This window comes from Microvirga sp. 2YAF29, from assembly GCF_052114605.1.
Lineage (GTDB): Bacteria > Pseudomonadota > Alphaproteobacteria > Rhizobiales > Beijerinckiaceae > Microvirga.
In genome coordinates, this window is sequence record NZ_JBFRFB010000013.1 from 1 (window position 1) to 22,275 (window position 22,275).

Consider the following 22,275-nt stretch of genomic DNA (forward strand, 5'->3'; position numbering starts at 1 on the left):
AGGCCGCCGCGCAGAATATCGTCGGAGCCTAGCAGGCCGCCGCGCAGAATATCGTCGGAGCCTAGCCCGTAGAGGATGTTGTTCTTGGCATCGCCTGTCAGGATGTCGGTATATTGTGTGCCGGCGATGTTCTCGATGCCGTCATAGGTATCGCCCTTCGCCTCGCCGGTGTTGAACTGCGGGTTGGCCAGATTGACTGTCACACCCTGACCATTGGTCGCGGCATAGGCCGCCATGTCACCAAGGCCAGCGCCGCCGACGAGGATATCGGCACCCGCGCCACCATACAGGATGTCATCGCCCGCGCCGCCATAAAGCGTATCGTTGCCGGCACCGCTGTCGAGAATGTCGTTACCGTCACGGCCCTGTAGCACGTTGGCAGCCTGGTTACCGATGATTCTGTCGTTCCCACTGCCACCGATGGCATTCTCGATCAAGGAACGAAGGTCTCCGCCGTACAGGAACGCATTGTAAACGTTCCCCTTCACCTTTGCGCCCGTCGAATCTTTTTTCGCCAGTTGTGCATTCGAGAAGCTGGACGATCCGCCCGGGGTTATATCGATTACGGCATTATCGGAGAACGCTGACATATCGTATGTATCGATACCGCCACCGTCCCATAGGGTCAGGAAGATAGTCTCGCTAGATGTCTGCCCTTGGCTTATCCCATTCACACGGGTCTCGCCCGATCCCTGCTTCCAGCTATAGGTGGTGTTGCCACTATTCGTGGTGAAGTCCGCGCCATACATCATCTGCAAGGCAGCAATATCGTACTGCATGAACGACTGCGGGCGATTTACCGTCTCGTTATAGGACATCACCGTAAACTCGGTGCTGTCACGCTCCCCCGACATCTTAGGAAGCTTGTCTGCGTGATCATGAGTATGCTTAAGGCCCAGAGAATGCCCGAGTTCATGCATGACCAGCAAGTAGTCATGGCTTCCCTTTTTGACATTGGCGGCCTCACCGTTGGTTAGCCAAGTCTCACCGCCATAAGCTGGCACACCTGGATAATAGCCATGGCTTCGGTTGATCACTGATCCGGGCTCAAAACCGGCAACCTGAATATTAGCGTCACCGCGGCCGCTATAGGCCACATTCTTATTCACATAGCCCGCAACGAGCACATCCATGATATCACGGACTGCACCTTCGCTCCCCGTTGATAGGCGTTTGAAGCCATCTGCGCTCGGATTGATAAGCGAGTAATCGGAGCGGCTGTCCGGCATTGCGTAGGTTATAGTCTCTCCGCCCCATTTGGTGCCAGACATCAAAGCATTGACATCGCTGTCGGCATGATTCGGCACGAAATACTTGGCACCGCCGATGGTCCACGATGGGAAGGCAGTCCCCATGGCAGAGAAGAATTGCAGCGGGAGCCCCGAAATATTATCGGACACCCAGTTCCAAGCCGAATCGAGGGCACCGCCGATTCCGTCTGCGATATCCCGGACTGTATTTACGACCCAATCTCCAGCGGAGCGGAAAGCATCTGAAATCCAGGACATGGGAGCCCTCCAATTTAACAATATTACATTAATAATGTTAACGGCCTAGCTTTGTCAATTTAATACGCCGAACTGTGGGTTCATAATCCTATAGCTCAGCAACCCCACTCACGGGTTCCAATTGGCCAAACTTCGCGTTTGGGTCGCCAAAAGCACGTGAAATCCTGTGGTGAAGCTGTTAGAGGGTCCCCCTCGTACGTGACCAACAGCCATGAGAGAGACGCGATGAGCGCGCCGAAATCCGACTTCCTGAAGGTTCTGACCGAACGGGGCTTCATCCACCAGACCTCCGATTTCGAGGGGGTGGATGCCGCGGCGTTTGAGAAGCGGCTCACGACCTATGTCGGCTATGACTGCACCGGCCCGTCGCTCCATGTGGGCCATCTGCTCTCCATCATGATGCTGCACTGGCTGCAGAAGACAGGCGCAGGAAAGCCGATCACGCTCATGGGCGGCGGCACGACGCGCGTGGGCGATCCTTCCGGCAAGGACGAGAGCCGCAAGCTCCTGACCGTCGAGCAGATCGAGGCCAACAAGGAGAGCATCAGGACCGTGTTCTCGCGCTTCATCTCTTTCGGCGACGGCAAGGCCGACGCCATGATGGTCGACAACGCCGAGTGGCTGACCAAGCTCAACTACATCGAGTTCCTGCGCGATGTAGGCCGCCACTTCTCGGTCAACCGCATGCTGTCCTTCGACAGCGTGAAGATGCGGCTCGAGCGCGAACACGAGCTGTCCTTCCTGGAATTCAACTACATGATCCTCCAGGCCTACGATTTCGTGGAGCTGAACAAGCGATACGGCTGCGTGCTGCAGATGGGCGGCTCGGACCAATGGGGCAACATCGTCAACGGCATCGATCTCGGCCGCCGCCTGGGCACGCCGCAGCTCTATGCCATCACCTGCCCGCTGCTTACCTCCGCTTCCGGTGCGAAGATGGGCAAGACCGCATCCGGCGCCGTATGGCTCAACGCCGACATGTTGAGCCCCTACGATTACTGGCAGTTCTGGCGCAACACGGAAGACGCGGACGTTCCCCGCTTCCTCAAGCTCTTCACGATCCTGCCGATGGACGCGATCTCCAAGCTCAGCTCTCTCCAGGGCGCCGAGATCAACGAGGCAAAAAAGGTGCTGGCGACCGAAGCGACCGCCCTGCTCCATGGCAGCGAGGCGGCAGAGCTGGCAGCAGAAACCGCGCAGAAGACTTTCGAGCAAGGCGCGCTCGCCGAGAGCCTGCCCACCGTCGAAATTGCCTCCAGCGTGCTTGCTGAAGGCCTCGGCGTCCTCACCGCATTCGGCCCCGATTACGCGAAGCTCGTGCCCTCCTCCAGCGAGGCGCGGCGCCAGGTGAAGAGCGGCGGCCTCAAAGTCAACGACCAGACCGTCTCCGACGAGCGCGGGACATTAAGCCTGTCGGACCTGACGGCGGAAGGCGTGATCAAGCTGTCCTTCGGCAAGAAGAAGCACGTGCTGCTGCGAGCTGTTTAAAATCTCTGAAGCTTTGCGTCATGGCCGGGCATGTCCCGGCCATTTTTATTTTCTGCACATAGCCCGGGTCTACCGCTCAGGCGTCGCAGGCGCCGCATCCGTCTGCGGCGGCTCCACGCCTCCGACTCCGAAGAGTTTGCGCAGGAACCCCGGCGCAACGGCGGAGAGCGGATTGACGGTCAGCGTCGGCGCGCTGGCCTGTCCACCGACGCGGAAGTTTACCGCGAAAAGCCCCTCATATTGCCCACCTCCGAGCAGAGGGCCGAAAAGCGGCACTTGCGCGAAGGCGTTATTCAAGCCGAAGGCGGGAACGAAGGTGCCGGAGATATCCATCCGGTCGCGGGCATAATCGATGAAGCCGCCGAGGGTGAAGCCTATCTGGTTGCCGAAGATCGCCGCATCCTTGAAATCGATACGGCCTGCCGCGCGGGTGAATTCCACTCGGGCTTTGCTGAACGTGATCTCGTTGACATCGACCCGCACCGCCTGCGAATTGCCCGCGCGATCCTGTCCGGCGATGACCTGCGTTTGTGTCGGAATGATGCGGCGCAGTGCGGGCTCATTCACGAGAGCGAAATCGCGCAGCATCACGAAGCCGCTCTGCGGCCCCTCGCCCGTGGCCATGTGCAGGATGAGATCGCCGCCAACCATTCGCCGGTAGGTATCGGTAAAGCGCAGGAGCGAGCCTGCATCCTCGGCCTGGACGATGATGACCGAACCTGTGCGCCCCTGCGCATCGGTGCGCCCGATGACGTTCGTGGCGCCGAGGCGTCCCTTCATGTCGAGTTGGCGGAGCACATCCTTGCGCATAGAGGCCTTGATCGATGCATTCGTGACCGCCTCGTTGTTGTGGCCGGTGAGAATGTTGAGGTTCAGATCGAGATCGACATCCTTCGAGGAGGATGAGCCGTTGCGGTTCGACGGTGAAGACTGACCGCCGAAACTCTTCAGGAAGGGGCGCGCATCGCCCGTGTTTCCTTTGATCGTGACCTTGTAGGCGCCGTTCGCGCGTTCCAGCTGCGCGCGCATGTCGTCGCCGGGCGAGATCTTGAACGTGGCCAGGTCGGCCTTTTCGAGATTGCCGTCGCCGGACAAGGTCGCCGTGCCGCGCAGTTGAACCGGTCCGCTGTCGAGCTGAAGATCCTGGATCTCCATGCCCTGCGGGGTATCGATCATCGTGAAGGTGGCCTTGCCGGGGCGACCTGCGGCCTTGGTCCAACCGGGGATCAGCTGATCAACGCCGGCCTTCGCCAGATCGGCTTCGACGAGAGTACCGGCCGGGGCGGATTGTCCGAGCGGGAGTGTGGCCTTGATCGCGACACTGCCGGTCAGCTGCGAGCCGAAGGACAGGCCGCGTTTGGAGCGCGCAGCCTCATCCATCGCGAAGGACACCACGGCCTGTCCGCCCTGGCGGCCCTTCTGCACATCGATGGTCGCAGGACCTCCACCGATCTTGCCCTCGCCTTTGATCGCCAGATCGCCCTTGTCATAGGCGATGTTGAGGTTGGCGCCCTCGAGCTTGTCCTTGCCGAAAACCTTGTCGATGGAGAGGTCGTTCAAGGTTCCGGCAATCTTGATGGGAAGATCCTGGATAGCGGGAATGTTGGCGACGGGCAGGCCAATGCCGACACGCAGATCCGCCTTGCCCTTCATGGTCGCTGGATCGACCTCGAAACCGGCCAATTCCTTCACGAGTGGGGATTGCAGCAATGCTCCCACGCCGTCAGCACCACCATTGAGCCGGAAGTTTATGCGCGCCTGGGAATTGTCGTCCCAGTAATTGTCGAGGGCGAAGGTCCCCTCCGAGGCGCTGAGGTTATGGGCGTCTGCCATCTCCACATAGCCCGTCGGCGCGCGAAGCGAGACCTTGGTGCCGGAAATCTGCCCGGTCACATTCAGGCGCGAGATCGGCGGAAGCCCCTCGGCGGCCTGGAGAATTCCTTGAGAGATCGCGAAGTTGATCTTCACCGACTCATCCGCAATCGGCCCGCCCGACATCGATTTCTCGACATCGCTGCCCTTCATATCGACCTTGAGGTCGAAGCTTTCGAGAAGTCCGCCCTTCAGGTTGTCGACAAGGAAGCGCCGCACGGGAGGGGCAACCGCCTCCGGCCAGATCCGCAGAGCGGAGCGGATATTGGTTTTCGAAGCCGTCACATCGAACTTCAAGCCCTTGGGATCGGCGGCGGCGGCAACAGCACCGCTGGCAGCCACGTGAAGATCCGGACCGCGCAGCTTCAACGAATTGATCGTGAGGCCGTCAGGACCGGACAGGTCCGCCTCGGCATTAGCGACCTGAACAAGCGCATCGCCGGGCGCTGCCCCTGCCCACACGATGTCCTTCCCGCTCAGGCGCAGGCGCCAGGGATCGGTTGCCGTGGGAGCGGAAAGCCGCCCTTCGAGTTTGAGGCGAGTGTCGCCGCCCCTCATTTCGACCGTCGGCAGGTTGAGGGTTTTCCTGTTCTCATCCCATTCGGCCACGATGGTTGCGCGCTCCACCGGCAGGGCCGAGGTATCCTTGTCCTCGATCTGGATCGTGCCGGCATTGCTCTCGAGGCGAGTTTTCAACTCCGTCACGCGGCCATCGGCATAGGCCACGTCAAAGCGGCCCGAGAACTCGAGATCGGTCGCGGCGGGCAGGTCCGACATGCCGCTGAGCAGGAGGATATCCTGGATCGGCGCGGCATCTGCCGAGACGATGGCTCGATAGGCCCCATTGCCCTCGGTCCTGGCATCGCCGCTGAGCTGCCATGGCCCCTGATCGCCGATCACGGTTGCCGCGAAATGGCGCCCACCGTCCTCGGTCCAGTCGAAGGTCGCGTCCAAGCGCTGGTAATTCGCCCGCTCGCGCAAATCAGCATCGATGAAGACGAGCTTGGCATTGGTCAGCCGGGCGCTGCCGAGGGAACTCAGGATGCTGCGCGGGCCGACCACGAGATCGAAGAGAGAGCCGACCGTGCCCGAGACCTGCGAAGGTCCGTCAATATTCACTGACAGCGAAGCGGCGGCCTCCGTGGAGGGGGTGGGCCTGACAACTGGAGGTATCGCGCCCTGTCCTTCCTCATTGCTGGGAACCGGTGAAAAGGCGAGCGAGCCGTCCCGATTGACCAGGACCCGCAATTGCAGATCCCTCACCTCGATGGATTTCGGCTGGAGGTTGGCTGTGAGCAGAGACAGGAAATCAATGCTCACTAGGGCATAGGGAGCGCGGAGGACGAGTTCGCCGCCAGGGGCGCGGATGTCCAGCCCATTCGCACGCAGGGCCGGCGTTCCGTCCTGCAGCTCGATGGCGGTGTTGCGCAACGTCACGGCCCAGCCGGGGCCGATGCGGGCAGCAATCGACTCTGCCACTCGCTCCGGCAGGCGTCCAAAGCTCAGGGGCGCGGCCGACAGGCGCAGGTAGACCAGACCGAAAGCCACACCAATGAAAACGATGAGCCCAAGCTTCACGTACAGCGCACCCCGAAGCACCCTGCGTAGGGCGCTCCGCTTGGCCGGTTCTCGCCGGGACAGTTTGGTGCGGAATGGCAACTTCATTCTTGTGATGTCAGGCAGCCGGGTTGATGTACTTTCGCGATAGCGAGGGAATCAGTGGGTGGACCTTAGACGTCCCGGGAGCTTCCCGCCTACCGCTTCTTTCCCATCGTGCACATTGAGGTTCCAACCAATACATTCCGCCAAAAGGAAGGCGAACAATGTCTCTAACTCCTGGAAAACAAGCCCCTGCCTTCTCCCTGCCCGCAACGGGAGGCCAGGCGATTACCCTCGACAGCCTCAAGGGCAGAAAGGCCGTGCTCTATTTTTACCCGAAGGACGACACCAGCGGCTGCACGCTGGAAGCTCGGAATTTCCAGGCGCTGCGGCAGGAATTCGCCGCATCGGATACAGAGGTCATTGGCGTCTCGCCCGACAGCCTGAAAAGCCACGACAAGTTCCGCGCCAAGTATGACCTGCATTTCCCCCTCGCCTCGGACGAGGAAAAATCCATGCTCCATGCCTATGGCGTCTGGGTGGAAAAAAGCATGTATGGCCGCAGGTATATGGGCGTCGAGCGTACCACCGTATTGATCGACCGTGACGGCAACATTGCCCGGATCTGGAACAAGGTGAAAGTGCCGGGGCACGTTGAGGAAGTGCTTGAGGCGGCTCGTAGACTATGAATAGCCTATTATAAGAATAAGCGCGTTTCCGTTGCACACGTGCGTGTAGCAACTTGTGACCAATGGCATCTCAAGTTGAATTGAGACGTCATATCATTTAATGAATAAGGAGCATCTTATTTTTGAGACTTCCATGCCTGATTATAAAGCTATTTTTTCAGGGCAGAGCTGGAATGCTCTTTCCTCTCTGAAGAATAATAAACAGCCAGTGTTTCTCACCTATACATTTGGTGGCACTTGGTGGGGATCAGAGAAATTCAGCAATGCAGACAAGGGCATGGCGCGCCAAGCCTTGAACATGTGGGGAAATATCTCCGGTATCCGATTCTTCGAGGTCAAAGGAGAAGATGCAGAACTGAAGTTTCACTGGGATTGGGAATTCGGAGAACATAGCGCTCGGGCGGAATTTCCGAAGCTCAGCCGTGACACGTCGGACGAAGGCCTGCTTCGGGATGATATGGGCGGCCATATCTACATGAATGAACGTTATCGCACCGAGATTGCGCAATATCCGGCGTTCAAGCTCTACGTTATGCTGCACGAGATCGGCCACGCGCTCGGGCTCAAGCACTCCTTCCACAAAATGCCTTATAACAAGCAATTGTTGAAGACGGACCTGGATCACGTGAATCACACAGTGATGAGCTACACAGGAGCCGACATCAAAATGCCGTCGATAGGCCTCGGCGCGTTGGACATCCAGGCAATCCAAGCTCTCTACGGTAGCCCGTCTCAGGATGGAAAGCAGGTCGCGAAGTGGAGTTGGAGCAAAGCCAAGCAAACCCTGACCCAGATAGGCAAAAGCAAAGCGGATGTGATCCACGGCGTCGCCGTCAAGGACATCATCGAAGGCGGTCGTGGCGATGATAAGATCTACGGCTACGAGGGCGACGACATTCTCCATGGAGATAGCGGCGACGATTTTCTGAGCGGCAGCGACGGCGACGATGTCCTTTACGGAGATATCGGCAACGATGTCCTCAGAGGAGGATACGGGGACGACGCGCTGTACGGAGGCGCGGGCAATGATGCCCTCAGCGGCAATGATGGTGATGATATCCAGTATGGTGACAACGGTGACGACGTTCTGCGCGGTGGTGACGGCAACGACAACCTGCAAGGTGGAGCCGGCAATGACTATCTGGAAGGCGGGGACGACGATGTCAGTCTGTACTTCGATGAAGACGACAACGACGTCTTACAAGGAGGCGCAGGAAGCGACACCTTGATAGGGGGCGCAGGCGACGATCAATTCGTTTTCGACACCTGGTTCAATGGAGTCGACGATGTCGACCAGATCATGGACTTCAAAAGCTCGGAAGACAGGATCGTCCTGTCCGCAATCATTTTCAGCACTATTGAAAAAGGCAGTTTGCACGATGAAGCCTTCGTGAAAGGTCCGGCTGCCACAGATGCGAAAGACCGTGTCATATACAACAACGATGAGCTTTCTCTCTCCTACGATCCTGACGGCATCGGCCCCTTGGCGGCCGTGCGTTTCGCGAAATTCGCAGGATTGGTGAGCATTTACGCCGATGATATTCTCGTCGTCTGAATCTCCGCATCTGCAATAGAAAAAAGCCCGCTCTAACGAGCGGGCCTTTTCCGTTTTAATCGATGTCCTCGACATCCTCGCCGCCGCCATAGACGCGTTGAGCGAGAGAGGCTTCGATGAAGGGGTCGATGTCGCCGTCGAGTACGTCCTGCGGGGTCTGGGACTGAGTACCCGTGCGCAGGTCCTTCACGAGCTGGTAGGGCTGCAGCACGTAGGAGCGGATCTGGTGTCCCCAACCGATATCCGTCTTGGAAGCGGCTTCGGCACTCGCCTTTTCCTCGCGCTTCTTCAGCTCCGCCTCGTAGAGACGGGCGCGCAGCATGTTCCAGGCAGTCGCGCGGTTCTTGTGCTGCGAACGCTCCTGCTGACACGCCACGACGATGCCGCTCGGAATATGCGTGATGCGCACCGCCGAGTCCGTGGTGTTCACGTGCTGGCCGCCCGCGCCGGACGAACGGAACGTGTCGATGCGGCAGTCCGATTCCTTGATCTCGATATTGATGCGGTCATCCACTACCGGATAAACCCACACCGACGCGAAGCTCGTATGGCGGCGCGCATTGGAGTCGTAAGGCGAAATGCGCACGAGGCGGTGCACGCCCGACTCGGTCTTGAGCCAGCCATAGGCGTTGTGACCCTTGATCAGGAGCGTAGCGCTCTTGATACCGGCCTCTTCACCATCGGTGATTTCGAGAAGCTCGACCTTGTACTTCCGACGCTCGGCCCAGCGGGCATACATGCGCTGAAGCATGTTGGCCCAATCCTGGCTTTCCGTGCCGCCGGCGCCTGAATGCACTTCGACATAAGTGTCGTTGGCATCGGCCTCACCCGAGAGAAGCGTCTCGACCTGACGGCGGGCGGCCTCCTCTTGGAGGGCGCGGATGGCATCCTCGCCTTCCTGGATGGTGCCCCCGTCCTCTTCCATCTCGCCGAGTTCGATCAGCGTGGCGGCGTCGTCGAGCTCCTGCTCCATGCGCTTGATGGAGGAAATCTGCTCTTCGAGCGTCGTACGCTCGCGCATGATCTTCTGCGCGGCCTCCGCATCGTTCCAGAGGCTCGGGTCTTCGGCGTTGGCGTTCAGTTCGGCGAGGCGGCGCTGGGCATTATCCCAGTCAAAGATGCCTCCTCAGCAGCCCGACTGACTGCTTGGTCTCTTCTACGAGGTGTTCGATTTCGGCGCGCATTGTGGTGCTTTTCGAGTCCGGTGCTTGGGTTGGGCGGTCTTAAGGGGCGCGCTTCATGGTGTAAAGCAGCGCCTTCCTCAAAACCGATGATCGCTGCGGCGCCGATGCGCCGCAGCGATCATGAGATTTCCGAGATGCGGCTCATATGGGAACCGCAAGGGGTGGATCAATACAATCCGGTCGGGCCGACGCCAACCGCGCGGCGGGCGGGTTCGGGCGGCGGGGCCGGCTCATACTCCGCCTGAGGTGCAGCGTCCTCGTCAGGGGGGGCGTAAGAGGCGGGGGGGGACTGGCCCGGTTTAAAGGCCTCGAGGATCGTGCCACCTCCTTCGCTACCGGCTCTGGTGCCGGTGGAAGCATTCACCCTGATCAATTTGATGCCGGCGGGTACGCGGAACGGCGTGGCGGGCTTGTCCTTCAGGGCCATCTGCATGAAGTCGCGGAAGACCGGTGCAGCATACTGGCCGGCGGTAGCCGCGTTGCCGAGCGACTTCGGCTGGTCGAAGCCGAGGAACACGCCGACCGCTAGGTCGGGCGAGAAGCCGACGAACCATACGTCCTTCGCGTCGTTGGTCGTGCCCGTCTTGCCGGCAAGCGGCTTGCCGACGGCCTTGACCGACTGCGCCGTGCCGCGCTGGACCACGCCTTCCAGGATCGACGTGATCTGATAGGCGGTGAGCGGATCGATCACCTGCTCGCGGTTTTCCGTGAGCTTGGGTGCCGCGCCGCCATCCCACTTACCCGCATCGCAGGAGGTGCATTTGCGGTCGTCATGGCGGTAGATGGAGCGGCCATTACGATCCTGAATTTGGTCGATCAGGGTCGGCTTGATGCGTCGCCCGCCGTTCACGAACATGGAATAGGCTGCCGTCATGCGCATGACCGTGGTCTCGCCTGCGCCGAGCGACATGGAGAGCAGCGGCAACAGGTCGTCATAGACGCCGAACCGGCGGGAATATTCGGAGACGGCAGGCATGCCGATCTCGTTGGCGAGACGCACCGTCATCAGGTTCTTGGAATGCTCGATGCCGTAGCGAAGTGTCCGCAGGCCCGCAGCCTTGCCGTCGTAGTTGGACGGCGCCCAGGCGGCCTGCCCCGGCCCCATGTCGAGTACGAAGGCCGAGTCCATGATCTGCGACGACGGGGTGTAGCCGTTATCCAGTGCCGTGGCATAGACCAGCGGCTTGAACGACGAACCCGGCTGACGCATGGCCTGCGTGGCGCGGTTGAACTCGCTCTGGTCATAGGAGAAGCCGCCGACCATGGCGTGCACGCGGCCCGTATTGGGATCCATGGCGACGATGGCGCCGGAAATCTCGGGATATTGGCGCAGACGGAACTGGCCCTGCTTGCCCTCGATGGGCTCCACATAGACCACATCGCCTACGGACACGGCGCGTTCCACAGGGCGGCGGGTCCACTTCACACCATCGGCACCCACGAAGCCGGTCTCGCGGTCGCGAACCTGCTGGCCGGAGGCCTCGCGGCGCGGCTGGAGGCCGACGCGGGCGCGCCCACCGGAGACTTCCAGCACGACAGCTAGGCGCCAGGGCTGAACGTCGCCCAGTGTTTGAACTTCGCCAAGCGCCAGGCCCCATTCGCGGCCGGTCAGGTCGATCTTCTGCTGGGCTCCGCGCCATCCGCGCGCCTCGTCGAAGCGCACGAGACCATCGACCAGCGCCTTGCGGGCCATGGCCTGCATCTTCGGGTCGAGGGTCGAGCGGATCAGAAGGCCGCCCTCATAGAGGCTTTCCTCGCCATAGCGCTCGGCGATGTCGCGGCGCACCCCCTCTGCGAAATAGCCGGAGGCAATGCTGTTCGGAGACACAACGCGCGGCTTGACGTTGAGGGGCTCGTTCTTGGCCGCCTCGGCGGCTTCCTGCGTGATATAGCCGTTCACGGCCATGCGCTCGATCACCCAATTGCGGCGGTCGATGGCGGCCTTACGCTGGCGGAAGGGATGATAGTTGTTCGGGCCCTTCGGCAGGGCCGCGATATAGGCGGCCTCGGCGATGGTCAGTTCCTGGATCGACTTGCCGAAATAATCGAGAGCCGCGGCAGCGACGCCGTGCAGGTTGCGGCCGGGCGTCAGGGTGCCGAGAAAGATCTCGTTCAGGTACAGTTCGAGGATCTTGTCCTTCGAGAAGGTGGTTTCGATGCGCAGCGCGATCAGCGCCTCGCGGATCTTGCGTTCATAGCTGCGCTCGTTGCCGACGAGGAAGTTCTTGGCCACCTGCTGCGTGATGGTGGACGCGCCCTGCTCACGCGAGCCCCCCGAGCGGAGATTCACCACAACGGCGCGGACCAGACCTTCCGGATCGACGCCCACATGCTTGTAGAAATTCTTGTCCTCAGCGGAGAGAAAGGCATCCTTCACCAGCTTGGGCACAGCACGGATCGGTACGTAGAGACGCCGCTCGCGGGCATATTCCGCGATCAGGCTGCCGTCCGAGGCGTGGACGCGCGTCATCACCGGCGGCTCGTAATTGGCGAGCTGGGCGTGATCCGGCAGGTCCTTCGAGAAGAACCAGAATCCATAGGCCAGCCCCACGGCGCCGATCAGGAAGAAGATCGCTCCGATGCTGAACAGGAAGCCGAAGAATCGTAGGACAAAACGCATCCGAGAATGTTTCCGTTGTCGGCGCCTTGCGGCACCTCTTCATGCAGATCCTGAGCCGATACCGGGCAACACTATCGGGGGCAGCCTGCCCCGCTCTGTTAACCGAGGAATCGCGCCCCCGCTACGGGTATCCACACTCTATCTATGGTAAAACTGCGGCAGAGCCCTGTCTGGCGAACCGTGTTGCAAAAAAGCGATCCACGGCCACGCCGATGGCCGAGACCATCTTTCCCCGCCATTCCTCGGACATGATCAGGTCGAGATCCTGCTTGCTGGACAGGTAGCCCAGCTCCACGAGAACCGAGGGGACATCATGGGCGCGCAGCACTTGGAAGCGGGCCTGCCGGTGCGGGTTTTTGTTAAGCCGGGCGACGGAATCGAACTCTCCCACGAGGCGGGTCGCGAAACTGTGAGAGAAACCGCGCGTCTCGCGAAGGGTCAGATCCGCGAGAATGTCGGATACGTCGTCCGCCACTTCCGTGGATTCGATGCCCGCCACCGCGTCGGCCTTGTTTTCGCGGTCGGCCAGCCGTGCTGAATCGGCATCGGAGGCGCGTTCGGCTCCGATATAGACGGTGAGGCCCCTCACCTCTTGTCCACCGGAAATCGAATCCGCGTGGATGGAGATGAAGAGATCGGCCTGCGCGGCCCTGGCCGTCTTGACCCGGTCGCCGAGGGAAATGAACACGTCCTTGTCGCGGGTCATGATGACTTTATAGCGACCGTCCGTCTCCAGCCTCTTCTGGAGACGCTGGGCGAAGGCGAGAACGAGATCCTTCTCCACGATAGAGCCCGAGGCCGCGGCACCAGGGTCGATGCCGCCATGGCCGGGATCGATCATGATCAAGGGCCGTGCATCCTTGGCCTGAGTACGGATCTCGGGCACCGGATTCTGCGCCGCCTTGGCCGCGCTCTCGGTGGCGGCGCGGCGGAAATCGGCCCGCTCGGTCCCGGTCAGCTCGATGGTCAGAAGGGCCGCGCCGCCCGCCATGTTGGGCTCGACGGTCAAGCCGGAGACCACGGCGGGCTGGGTCAGGTCCATCACAACCCGGGAACGTCCGGGAGCGAAGAGGCCGTAGCGATAGGAAGAGATCAGCCCCGCCTTCTGGCGTCCCGATTCGGGCGGGAGATGGAAGGCGACCTCGGGAAGATCGATGATGAGCCGGTCGGGCCGCTCCATCAGGGAGGCTTCGGCCGTTACGGGCTTGGACAGGGTGATTCTGAACCTCGTCTTGGGGCCATCCACCTCGACGGATACGTCCGCCGCGATGGCTGGTCCTGCTGACTTCGCCTCTGGGGCATTGGCCCACGCGCGGCCCGCGCCTGAAGCGACGAAGGTCGCCAGGAGACATGCACCGAGGAGGCGTATGAGAGGTTTCAAGTTCATCGCTGGAAGTCCGGGGCCTCCTTCCTATCTCATAGGCGGGCTTTGGTTAATGAAGCTTTCCCACAGGAAGGCCGTTATCGAGACTCTGTTGCATTAACGACACATTGCCTCGGCATCTTGCCAAATGCCCCATTCGCTCTGTAATGATCTATGACCCCGTCCGGCATGGCCGAATCTGACGGCGGACCTGGGGAGACGGTTGTATTGACCGATCCCCAAGGACCCCCGTCACCCTCGACAGGCGCCAGGAAGGGTTCAGTAGGCGATACAGATCGCCGCTTGTTTTACCGATGGCCGGACCTCAATTCGGCTCATCGTTCCTTAGAAAGGGCAGTCTTGAATGGTTGCGCACACGAAGTCAGCACTGACTCTCGTTACGGCACCGTTCCAAGCGCGCGTCTCTTTTCGCGCTCGCCCTCGCTCCACCTCATCCGGCTCGATGCCGACCCGTTTCAACCCAGAATGCGCTTCTCTAAGGCGCACGATGGCGATCGACAGCACTCCGAACGCAATTCCAGCCCGCCGCCTTCTCTTGCGGCGAGGCCACCCGCCTTCACTGCGGCCACTGCCTCAGGTCCTGCCCTCGATCGCCATGTCGAGAGTTCAACATGGCAAACAAGATGCTTATCGATGCCTCCCACCCGGAAGAAACCCGGGTTGTGGTGGTACGTGGACAGAAGGTCGAAGAATTCGACTTTGAATCCGCTAACCGGAAGCAGTTGCGCGGGAACATCTATCTCGCGAAAGTCACGCGCGTAGAGCCGTCGCTTCAGGCGGCCTTCGTGGAATACGGCGGAAACCGTCACGGGTTCCTCGCCTTCAGCGAAATTCATCCCGATTACTATCAGATCCCGGTCGCCGACCGTCAGGCCCTCCTTGAGGCCGAAGCCGAGGCCCAGGCCGAGGAAGAGCGCGAGGAAGAGCGCCGCCGCAACCGTCGCGGCCGCCGCTCCTCGCCGCGCCGCCAGCCTACCGGCGATACGGTCGTCTCCACCGAGGCCGAAGCCGGCGCGGAAGGCACCGAGGGTCAGGTTCCTGTCGAGGGCACCGACGAGACCATCGACCTGATTGCCGCCGCAGGCGATTTCGAAATCGAATCCACTGAGCCCACCGAAGCTGCCGAGGGCAGCGAAGAGGTCACGGCTTTCGCCGTCGAGGCTGAGTCTGTCGCGTCTTTCGAAGAGCCCACTGAGGCTTCCGAGTCCGAAGGCGACGAGGAAGAGGACGAGGAAGACAACGACGACGAACATGCCGAGGGCGAGGAAGGCGAGGACGAGGATCACGTCGAACAGCTCGGCGGCGGCGACGCGATGGAAGACCTTCCCCAGCGCCGCACCCCGCGTAAGCAGTACAAAATCCAGGAAGTCATCAAGCGCCGCCAGATCCTGCTGGTCCAGGTCGTGAAGGAAGAGCGCGGCAACAAGGGCGCTGCTCTCACCACCTATCTGTCGCTCGCCGGCCGCTATTCGGTGCTCATGCCCAACACGGGCCGTGGCGGCGGCATCTCCCGCAAGATCACCAACGCAGCCGACCGCAAGCGCCTGAAGGAAATCGCCCAGGAGCTGGAGGTGCCCGAGGGAATGGGCATCATCCTGCGCACGGCGGGCGCCTCGCGCACCAAGCCGGAGATCAAGCGCGACTATGAATATCTCATGCGCCTCTGGGAGAGCGTACGCGAGCTGACGCTCAGCTCGGCGGCTCCCGCGCTCGTCTATGAGGAAGGCTCGCTCATCAAGCGCGCCATCCGCGATCTCTACAACAAGGAGATCGACGACATCATGGTCTCCGGCGACGACGGTTACCGTGAGGCCAAGGACTTCATGCGCATGCTCATGCCGAGCCATAGCAAGATCGTCCAGCCCTATCGCGAGCCGCAGCCGCTCTTCGCGAAGCACGGCGTCGAAGCCCAGCTCGACGCGATGTTCTCCAACGTCGTGACGCTGAAATCCGGCGGCTATCTCGTCATCAATCCGACGGAAGCACTGGTCTCCATCGACGTGAACTCCGGTCGCTCGACCCGTGAGCACAACATCGAGGACACGGCGCTTCGCACGAACCTCGAAGCGGCTGAGGAAGTTGCGCGCCAGCTGCGCCTGCGCGACCTTGCCGGCCTCGTGGTCATCGACTTCATCGACATGGAGGAGAAGCGCAACAACCGCGCCGTCGAGAAGAAACTCAACGAGTGCCTGAAGAACGATCGCGCCCGCATCCAGGTAGGCCGCATCTCGCCCTTCGGCCTGCTCGAAATGTCGCGCCAGCGCATCCGCACGGGCGTGCTCGAATCCTCCTCCGTCCCCTGCCCGCACTGCGCCGGCACGGGCGTCGTCCGCTCGACGCCGTCGGTCGCGCTGCACGTGCTGCGCTCCATCGAGGAAACTCTCATCAAGAATGCCGGCTACAACCTCGTCGTCCGCACGCGGACGGAGGCGGCCTTCTACATCCTCAACCAGAAGCGCATTCACCTGCGCGAGCTGGAGACCCGGTTCGGCGTGATGATCTCCATCGTCGCGGACGACACGCTCACCGGCACCATCAACTACGCCATCGATCGTGGAGATCCTGCGCTTCGCCTCGAGCACAAGTCCGCCGCCACCGGCATCCAGATCGACGCCATCGTGCCTGTCGACGAGCCGGAAGAGGATGAAGTCGAGATCGAGGCCGAGGACGAGACCACGGAAGAGACCGGCGCTTCCGAAGGCGAAGGCCGCGATGAGGACGGCGAAGGCGGCGAAGGCGGCGGACGCCGCCGCCGCCGCCGCCGCCGCCGTCGCGGTCGCGGCGACCGTGAGAATGGCGTCGAGGCTGCTCAGGGCGAAGAAGGCTCAGAAGACGAAACAGCCGAGGGCGAGGAATCGGAAGGCGCCGAGAGAGAAGCTTCCGGCGAAGAGAGCGAGGCGGCAGAGGCCGGCGCGGAAGGTGAAGGCCGCAACCGCCGCCGCCGTCGTGGCCGCCGCGGCGGCCGTGGCCGTGGCCGTGACGAGGCTGCCGAGGAATTCGCTTCCGAGGAAGGCTTCGTGGCCGTCACCGAAGCCGTCGCCGAGGCTGTCGGCGCTTCCGACGAGAGCCAGTCTACGGCTCCGGCGCGCGAGCGTGAGGAAGCCGCTCAGCCCATGGTTGCTCAGGAGCATATCCAGCCCAAGCCCGTGCCCGAGCCCATCGAGAAGGCCGAGGAGCCGCGCCCGATGATCCCGGAGCCCGAACCCGTCGCCGTCGTGCTGACCCCGCCCGACCCGGAACGCCCGAAGCGCGCCGGCTGGTGGTCGAAAGCCAAGTCGGTCCTGAGCGGATCGTAAGATTACGGATAGCAAAATGCCCGGTTTCGACCGGGCATTTTTCGTTTTAAGGTCGTCGCTCTCAGCGCATCGCGACCGATCTACGAACTCCACGTCATCACCGGCCCTGTGCAGGTGATCTCGATGGCTTGAAGCGCCGCGCTCTTCCATCATGACCGGAACGAGCCCGGTCATGATGGAAGGGGGCCTACCGCAACCATCCCTTCAGCCGCTGCACCGTCTCGCGGCAATCGTTTTCCGAACCGGCGAAGGAGAGGCGCATATAATGCGAGCCTTCGATGGGGTCGAAATCGAGGCCGGGTGTTGCGGCGACGCCGGTTTCCTCGAGCATGCGCTTGCAGAAACCGATGGAGTCGTTCGTATAGCGGGCGATGTCGGCGTAGGTGTAGAACGCGCCGTCCACCGGATGCATTTCGGTAATACCGGCTTTCGGCAATTCCTCCAGCAGATACGCACGGTTTCGCGCATAGCCTGCTTTCACGGCCTCAAGCTCTTCGCCGGCATCGAAAGCTGCAAGCGCCGCCACCTGCGAGAGATAGGGCGGCGAAATGTAAAGGTTCTGCGCCAGCCGCTCGATGGGCCGCACGAGGCGCTCGGGCACCACGACCCAGCCGATGCGCCAGCCGGTCATGCAGTAATATTTGGAGAACGAGTTGATGACGATGGCATCGTCGTCGGAGGCGAGCGCGGTCGAGGCGGCTTCGCTGTAGGTCAGGCCGTGATAGATCTCGTCCGATACGAACCAGAGACCGAGGCGGCGGCAGGTCTCGCCGAGTTCGGCCAAGGCTTTCTGCCCGATCATCGTGCCGGACGGGTTCGCTGGGCTCATGGCCAGAATGCCATGGAGTGGTTTTTCAGCATGGGCCTTCTCGATGGCCTGCGCGGTCATGATCCAGCCATCGGCCTTGGCGAGCGGGATCGTGATCGGCTCGATGCCGAGGGCCTCCAGAATGTTGCGATAGGCCGGATAGCCCGGCGCCGTGATGGCGACGCGCTGCCCCACATCGAAGAGGCTCAGGAAGGCAAGCACGAAGCCCGCCGAGGAGCCTGTGGTGACGACGACCCGCTCCGGCGCGATGGAAACCCCGTAAGCCTCACGGTAATGGCGGGCGATCCGCTCTCTCAAGGCCGAAATGCCGAGGGCTTCAGTGTAGCCGATTCGCCCGAGATCGAGCGCGGCCTTGGCCGCCTCGCGGGCCGCCCTCGGCGCAGGAGCCGAGGGCTGGCCGACCTCCATATGGATCACGCTGTCCCCTCGCCGCTCCTTGGCTGCCGCGGCGCTCAGCACGTCCATGGCCAGGAAGGACGAGACCCGCTCCATGCGGCGGGCGATGGCGGGCAATTGGAGATCGGCGGATGATTTTGTCATGGTTAAGTTCGTAGCCCGTCGAACGATGTGTCTCAAGACGGTTCTGTCATTCCGGGGCCGCGCAGCGGAGCCCCGGAATGACAACGGGAGCGAACAAAACAAAGGCGTGATTTGACGCCACACTCCACAAAACGCTAACTCACGCCACTTATGATTTCAGGCGTGGGCAGCCCCATCACCAGGGGCCAAGCCCTAAAGACTATTCCGAAAAAGGACCGACATGCGCTTCTCGCTTCCCCAAATCGGCAAGGCCGTGGCCCTGATCGGCGCGTTGGCGCTCGCGCCCGCCGCTCAGGCCCAGAGCAATGTCTTCACCGATCAGCAAAAGCAGGCCATCGGCGAAGTCGTGAAGGACTACCTCATGAAGAACCCGGAGGTTCTGACCGAGGTGATCGCGGAACTCGAAAAGCGCCAGGCAGAAGCGCAGCAGGTGGCCCAGGCGGGCGCCGTGCAGGAAACCAAGCAATCCCTGCTGAACGCCCCGCATTCCTATGTGGCGGGCAATCCGTCGGGTGACGTCACCCTGGTCGAATTCTTCGACTACAATTGCGGTTACTGCAAAAAGGCGCTCGCCGACGTGCAGACCCTCATGAAGAGCGACCCCAAGCTTCGCGTGGTGCTGAAGGACTTCCCCGTTCTCGGACCCGACTCGGTCGAGGCGAGCCGCGTGGCGCTTGCCGTGGGCAAGCAGCTTCAGGGCGACAAGATGATGAATTACCACGTCAAGCTTCTGGAAAGCCGTGGCCGGGTCAATGGCGAGCGCGCCATGGCTGTCGCCAAGGATTTGGGCGTCGACTTGGCCAAGCTGCAGAAGGATATGGAAGGCGCAGACGTCCGCAACGCCCTTCAGGAAAACATGGCGCTCGGCGATAAGCTGAACCTCACCGGCACTCCCGCCTTCATCATCGGCGAAACGGTGATCCCCGGCGCCGTCGGCGCGGAGCCTCTTAAGCAGACCGTGGACAACGTCCGCTCCTGCGGCAAGGCGAGCTGCGGCTAACACACCTTTTGTCATTCCGGGGCGGCTCGCAGAGCCGAGCCCGGAACCCATAAACACCGAAAGTGCAGAATTAAGCTGTTCGCATGGCAACGCTTCTTCTTGGAGCGTAATGGTTATGGGTTCCGGGCTCTGCTACGCAGCCCCGGAATGACAGAGGGCGCACACAGCGGCTCAAGAACCGGATTTGGCCCCTTCCCCCTACGGAAACCCGCTCAAGCCTTGGGAAAGTCCCGCTTTTCCCCTTTCCCCATGCTCGCCTTTTGGCTAAGAGGGCGTCTCGGCTCCGCCTGGCGGGGCTTCAAGGAACGCTCCTTTCGCGATGATCAACGTCCACGTCCTCAATGGACCCAACCTCAATCTGCTCGGCCGCAGAGAGCCTCAGGTATACGGCAGCACGACGCTGTCGGACATCGAGAAGCTCGTTCGCGAGAAGGCTGAGACCCTGGGGGCGGCGATCACCTTCCGCCAGTCCAACCACGAGGGACATCTGGTCGACTGGATCCAGGAGGCGGGAGCGCAAGGTGCGGGCATCGTCATCAATGCCGGCGCCTATACCCACACCTCGATCGCCCTGCGCGATGCCATTTCCGGCAGCGGCGCGCCAACGGTCGAGATTCACATTTCCAATGTTCATGCTCGCGAAAGCTTTCGTCATCGCTCGCTCATCGCTCCCGTTTCCGTCGGCGTCATCGCCGGCTTCGGGGCCATGAGCTACCTGCTCGGCCTGGAGGCGGTTCACCGCGTCATGGTTGAGCGGGCTCGGCAAGCCAAACCATCGCAGCACTAGTTCCTCAAAATAAGAGGTGAGCCCCATGGCCAAGGATACCCCTTTCGATCCCGATCTCGTCCGGGAGCTGGCGAACATGATCGCCGATACGGATCTCAGTGAGATCGAAGTGGAGAAGGGCGATCTTCGCATCCGCGTGGCCCGCACGATCCAGGCAGCCATACAGGTTCCTACGGCGGCTCCCGCAGCCTATGCGCCGCCCGCCGTGGTCGCTCCTCCGCCGGCTGCCGCCGAGGCTTCTGCGGCTGGTGCAAAGCCCGGCGCGCCCCATCCGGGCGCCGTGCTCTCCCCAATGGTCGGCACCGCCTACCGCAAGCCCTCGCCCGAGGCGAAGGACTTCGTCGAGATCGGCTCCAAGGTTCAGGCCGGCGACAAGGTGCTCCTGGTCGAGGCCATGAAGACCTTCAACGAGATCGTCGCTCCCCGCGCGGGCACCGTGACCGCCATCTTTGTCGAAGACGGAACTCCTGTTGAATACGGCGAACCCCTCCTCGTCATCGAGTAAGGCGCGACATGTTCGATAAGATCCTCATTGCCAACCGAGGCGAGATCGCCCTGCGCATCCTGCGTGCGGCGAAGGAGCTCGGCATTGCCACCGTCGCGGTGCATTCCACCGCCGACGCGGATGCCATGCATGTGCGCCTCGCCGACGAGAGCGTATGCATCGGCCCACCGGCCGCCCGCGACAGCTATCTCAACATCCCGGCCCTGATCGCCGCTTGCGAGATCACCGGCGCGGACGCCATCCACCCCGGCTACGGCTTCCTCTCCGAGAATGCCCGCTTTGCCGAGGTGCTGGAGCATCACCGCATCGCCTTCATCGGACCCAAGGCGGAACACATCCGCATCATGGGCGACAAGATCGAGGCGAAGCGCACAGCGAAGCGTCTGGGCATCCCCTGCGTGCCGGGCTCCGAGGGAGAAATCTCCGACGAGGGCGAGGCCAAGAAAGTCGCCAAGCAGATCGGCTATCCCGTCATCATCAAGGCGGCAGCAGGCGGCGGCGGTCGCGGCATGAAGGTCGCGCGCACCGAGGAAGACCTCGTTCACGCGCTCCAGACCGCCAAGACCGAGGCCAAGGCCGCCTTCGGCGACGATGCCGTCTATATCGAGAAATATCTCGAGAAGCCGCGCCACATCGAGATCCAGGTGCTCGGCGACGGCAAGGGCAACGCGATCCATCTGGGCGAGCGCGACTGCTCGCTCCAGCGCCGCCACCAGAAGGTTTGGGAAGAAGGCCCCTCGCCGGCTCTCAACGTCGAAATGCGCGAGCGCATCGGCGGCGTTGTGGCGAAAGCCATGCAGGACCTGAAATACGCGGGCGCCGGCACTATCGAATTCCTCTACGAGGACGGCGAGTTCTATTTCATCGAGATGAACACCCGCATCCAGGTGGAGCACCCGGTCACGGAAATGATCACCGGCATCGACCTGGTGAACGAGCAGATCCGCGTGGCTGCCGGTCATCCGCTCTCCGTGAAGCAGGAAGACATCAAGATCGAAGGCCATGCCATCGAGTGCCGCGTGAATGCCGAGCATCCCTCAACCTTCCGCCCCTCGCCCGGCACGATCAGCTACTTCCACCCGCCGGGCGGTCTCGGCGTCCGCGTCGATTCGGCGGCCTATCAGGGCTACCGCATCCCGCCGCATTACGACTCTCTCGTGGGCAAGCTCATCGTGCATGGCCGCACCCGTAACGAGTGCCTGATGCGCCTGCGCCGCGCGCTCGACGAGTTCGTGGTGGACGGCGTGGACACGACGCTCCCGCTCTTCCGAACCCTCGTGCGCAACCCCGACATTCAGAACGGCCAGTACGACATTCACTGGTTGGAGAATTTCCTGAAGACGGGCGGGCTTGGGGACGAAAGCGCCTAGGCAACGACCAGTCGCAGGCCGCGCCCTTCATGGGACGTGGCCTGCAACA

The 22,275-nt window shown here is 61.8% G+C and carries 14 protein-coding genes; 8 read left to right on the forward strand and 6 right to left on the reverse strand.

Features of this window, described 5'->3' with window-relative positions; translation table 11 throughout:
* On the reverse strand, positions 1–1,508 hold a 1,508-nt coding region (locus AB4Y85_RS15995), incomplete at its 3' end, for a M10 family metallopeptidase C-terminal domain-containing protein (protein WP_441985912.1).
* A 225-nt stretch (positions 1,509–1,733) separates the two neighbouring features.
* Here AB4Y85_RS15995 and tyrS point away from each other — a divergent pair.
* The gene (gene tyrS, locus AB4Y85_RS16000; protein ID WP_441985913.1) at positions 1,734–2,996 is read left to right on the forward strand and encodes a tyrosine--tRNA ligase; all 1,263 of its coding nucleotides are present in this window, start codon (positions 1,734–1,736) and stop codon (positions 2,994–2,996) included.
* Between the two features lie 69 nt (positions 2,997–3,065).
* On the opposite strand, the gene AB4Y85_RS16005 is transcribed toward tyrS, so the two are convergent.
* Positions 3,066–6,446, reverse strand: a complete 3,381-nt coding sequence (locus AB4Y85_RS16005) for a hypothetical protein (RefSeq protein ID WP_441985914.1) — start codon at positions 6,444–6,446, stop codon at positions 3,066–3,068.
* A 245-nt stretch (positions 6,447–6,691) separates the two neighbouring features.
* Between AB4Y85_RS16005 and AB4Y85_RS16010 the strand changes: the two genes are divergently transcribed.
* Together AB4Y85_RS16010 and AB4Y85_RS16015 are read left to right on the forward strand one after the other, a co-directional pair.
* On the forward strand, positions 6,692–7,156 hold the full coding sequence (locus AB4Y85_RS16010; protein WP_441985915.1) for a peroxiredoxin: 465 nt from the start codon (positions 6,692–6,694) through the stop codon (positions 7,154–7,156).
* 133 nt (positions 7,157–7,289) lie between these two features.
* Positions 7,290–8,711, forward strand: a complete 1,422-nt coding sequence (locus AB4Y85_RS16015) for a matrixin family metalloprotease (protein ID WP_441985916.1) — start codon at positions 7,290–7,292, stop codon at positions 8,709–8,711.
* Positions 8,712–8,766: 55 nt separating this feature from the next.
* Here the strand turns inward: AB4Y85_RS16015 and prfB are convergent.
* The 3 genes from prfB to AB4Y85_RS16030 form a co-directional block, all read right to left on the reverse strand.
* Positions 8,767–9,895, reverse strand: a protein-coding gene (gene prfB, locus AB4Y85_RS16020; protein WP_441985917.1) for a peptide chain release factor 2 whose coding sequence is annotated in 2 segments (ribosomal slippage) — positions 8,767–9,825 and positions 9,827–9,895 — 1,128 coding nt in all. Because the reading frame shifts where the segments join, the coding sequence is not laid out codon by codon here.
* A gap of 166 nt (positions 9,896–10,061) precedes the next feature.
* Positions 10,062–12,515 carry a penicillin-binding protein 1A gene (locus AB4Y85_RS16025; RefSeq protein ID WP_441985918.1) on the reverse strand — a complete coding sequence of 818 codons (2,454 nt, stop codon included), beginning with the start codon at positions 12,513–12,515 and terminating at the stop codon, positions 10,062–10,064.
* Positions 12,516–12,657: 142 nt separating this feature from the next.
* Positions 12,658–13,902, reverse strand: a complete 1,245-nt coding sequence (locus AB4Y85_RS16030; RefSeq protein WP_441985919.1) for an N-acetylmuramoyl-L-alanine amidase — start codon at positions 13,900–13,902, stop codon at positions 12,658–12,660.
* A 608-nt stretch (positions 13,903–14,510) separates the two neighbouring features.
* On the opposite strand from AB4Y85_RS16030, the gene AB4Y85_RS16035 reads away from it, so the two are divergent.
* Entirely contained in the window at positions 14,511–17,195 is a 2,685-nt protein-coding gene (locus AB4Y85_RS16035; RefSeq protein WP_441985920.1) for an Rne/Rng family ribonuclease, read from the forward strand.
* A 187-nt stretch (positions 17,196–17,382) separates the two neighbouring features.
* Here AB4Y85_RS16035 and AB4Y85_RS16040 read toward each other — a convergent pair whose 3' ends face one another.
* A complete protein-coding gene (locus tag AB4Y85_RS16040; RefSeq protein ID WP_441985921.1) occupies positions 17,383–18,564 on the reverse strand; it encodes a pyridoxal phosphate-dependent aminotransferase in 1,182 nt (393 codons plus the stop codon).
* A 220-nt stretch (positions 18,565–18,784) separates the two neighbouring features.
* On the opposite strand from AB4Y85_RS16040, the gene AB4Y85_RS16045 reads away from it, so the two are divergent.
* The 4 genes from AB4Y85_RS16045 to accC all read left to right on the forward strand — a co-directional run bounded on the left by AB4Y85_RS16045 (position 18,785) and on the right by accC (position 22,226).
* Positions 18,785–19,564, forward strand: coding sequence for a DsbA family protein (locus AB4Y85_RS16045; protein ID WP_441985922.1), 780 nt, complete (start codon positions 18,785–18,787; stop codon positions 19,562–19,564).
* 319 nt (positions 19,565–19,883) lie between these two features.
* Positions 19,884–20,351, forward strand: coding sequence for a type II 3-dehydroquinate dehydratase (gene aroQ / locus AB4Y85_RS16050; RefSeq protein ID WP_441985923.1), 468 nt, complete (start codon positions 19,884–19,886; stop codon positions 20,349–20,351).
* A gap of 25 nt (positions 20,352–20,376) precedes the next feature.
* Positions 20,377–20,856 (forward strand): acetyl-CoA carboxylase biotin carboxyl carrier protein, encoded by a 480-nt coding sequence (gene accB, locus AB4Y85_RS16055; RefSeq protein ID WP_441985924.1) that lies wholly within the window; start codon positions 20,377–20,379, stop codon positions 20,854–20,856.
* Between the two features lie 8 nt (positions 20,857–20,864).
* A complete protein-coding gene (accC, locus tag AB4Y85_RS16060) occupies positions 20,865–22,226 on the forward strand; it encodes an acetyl-CoA carboxylase biotin carboxylase subunit (protein WP_441985925.1) in 1,362 nt (453 codons plus the stop codon).
* Positions 22,227–22,275: the final 49 nt, after the last annotated feature.

Excerpts from the sequence above, each read along its gene's own strand:
- tyrS (WP_441985913.1), top strand. The coding sequence starts at position 1,734 with ATGAGCGCGCCGAAATCCGACTTCCTGAAGGTTCTGACCGAACGGGGC.
- AB4Y85_RS16010 (WP_441985915.1), top strand. The coding sequence starts at position 6,692 with ATGTCTCTAACTCCTGGAAAACAAGCCCCTGCCTTCTCCCTGCCCGCA.
- AB4Y85_RS16015 (WP_441985916.1), top strand. The coding sequence starts at position 7,290 with ATGCCTGATTATAAAGCTATTTTTTCAGGGCAGAGCTGGAATGCTCTT.
- AB4Y85_RS16025 (WP_441985918.1), bottom strand. The coding sequence starts at position 12,515 with ATGCGTTTTGTCCTACGATTCTTCGGCTTCCTGTTCAGCATCGGAGCG.
- AB4Y85_RS16030 (WP_441985919.1), bottom strand. The coding sequence starts at position 13,902 with ATGAACTTGAAACCTCTCATACGCCTCCTCGGTGCATGTCTCCTGGCG.
- AB4Y85_RS16035 (WP_441985920.1), top strand. The coding sequence starts at position 14,511 with ATGGCAAACAAGATGCTTATCGATGCCTCCCACCCGGAAGAAACCCGG.
- AB4Y85_RS16040 (WP_441985921.1), bottom strand. The coding sequence starts at position 18,564 with ATGACAAAATCATCCGCCGATCTCCAATTGCCCGCCATCGCCCGCCGC.
- AB4Y85_RS16045 (WP_441985922.1), top strand. The coding sequence starts at position 18,785 with ATGCGCTTCTCGCTTCCCCAAATCGGCAAGGCCGTGGCCCTGATCGGC.
- aroQ (WP_441985923.1), top strand. The coding sequence starts at position 19,884 with ATGATCAACGTCCACGTCCTCAATGGACCCAACCTCAATCTGCTCGGC.
- accB (WP_441985924.1), top strand. The coding sequence starts at position 20,377 with ATGGCCAAGGATACCCCTTTCGATCCCGATCTCGTCCGGGAGCTGGCG.
- accC (WP_441985925.1), top strand. The coding sequence starts at position 20,865 with ATGTTCGATAAGATCCTCATTGCCAACCGAGGCGAGATCGCCCTGCGC.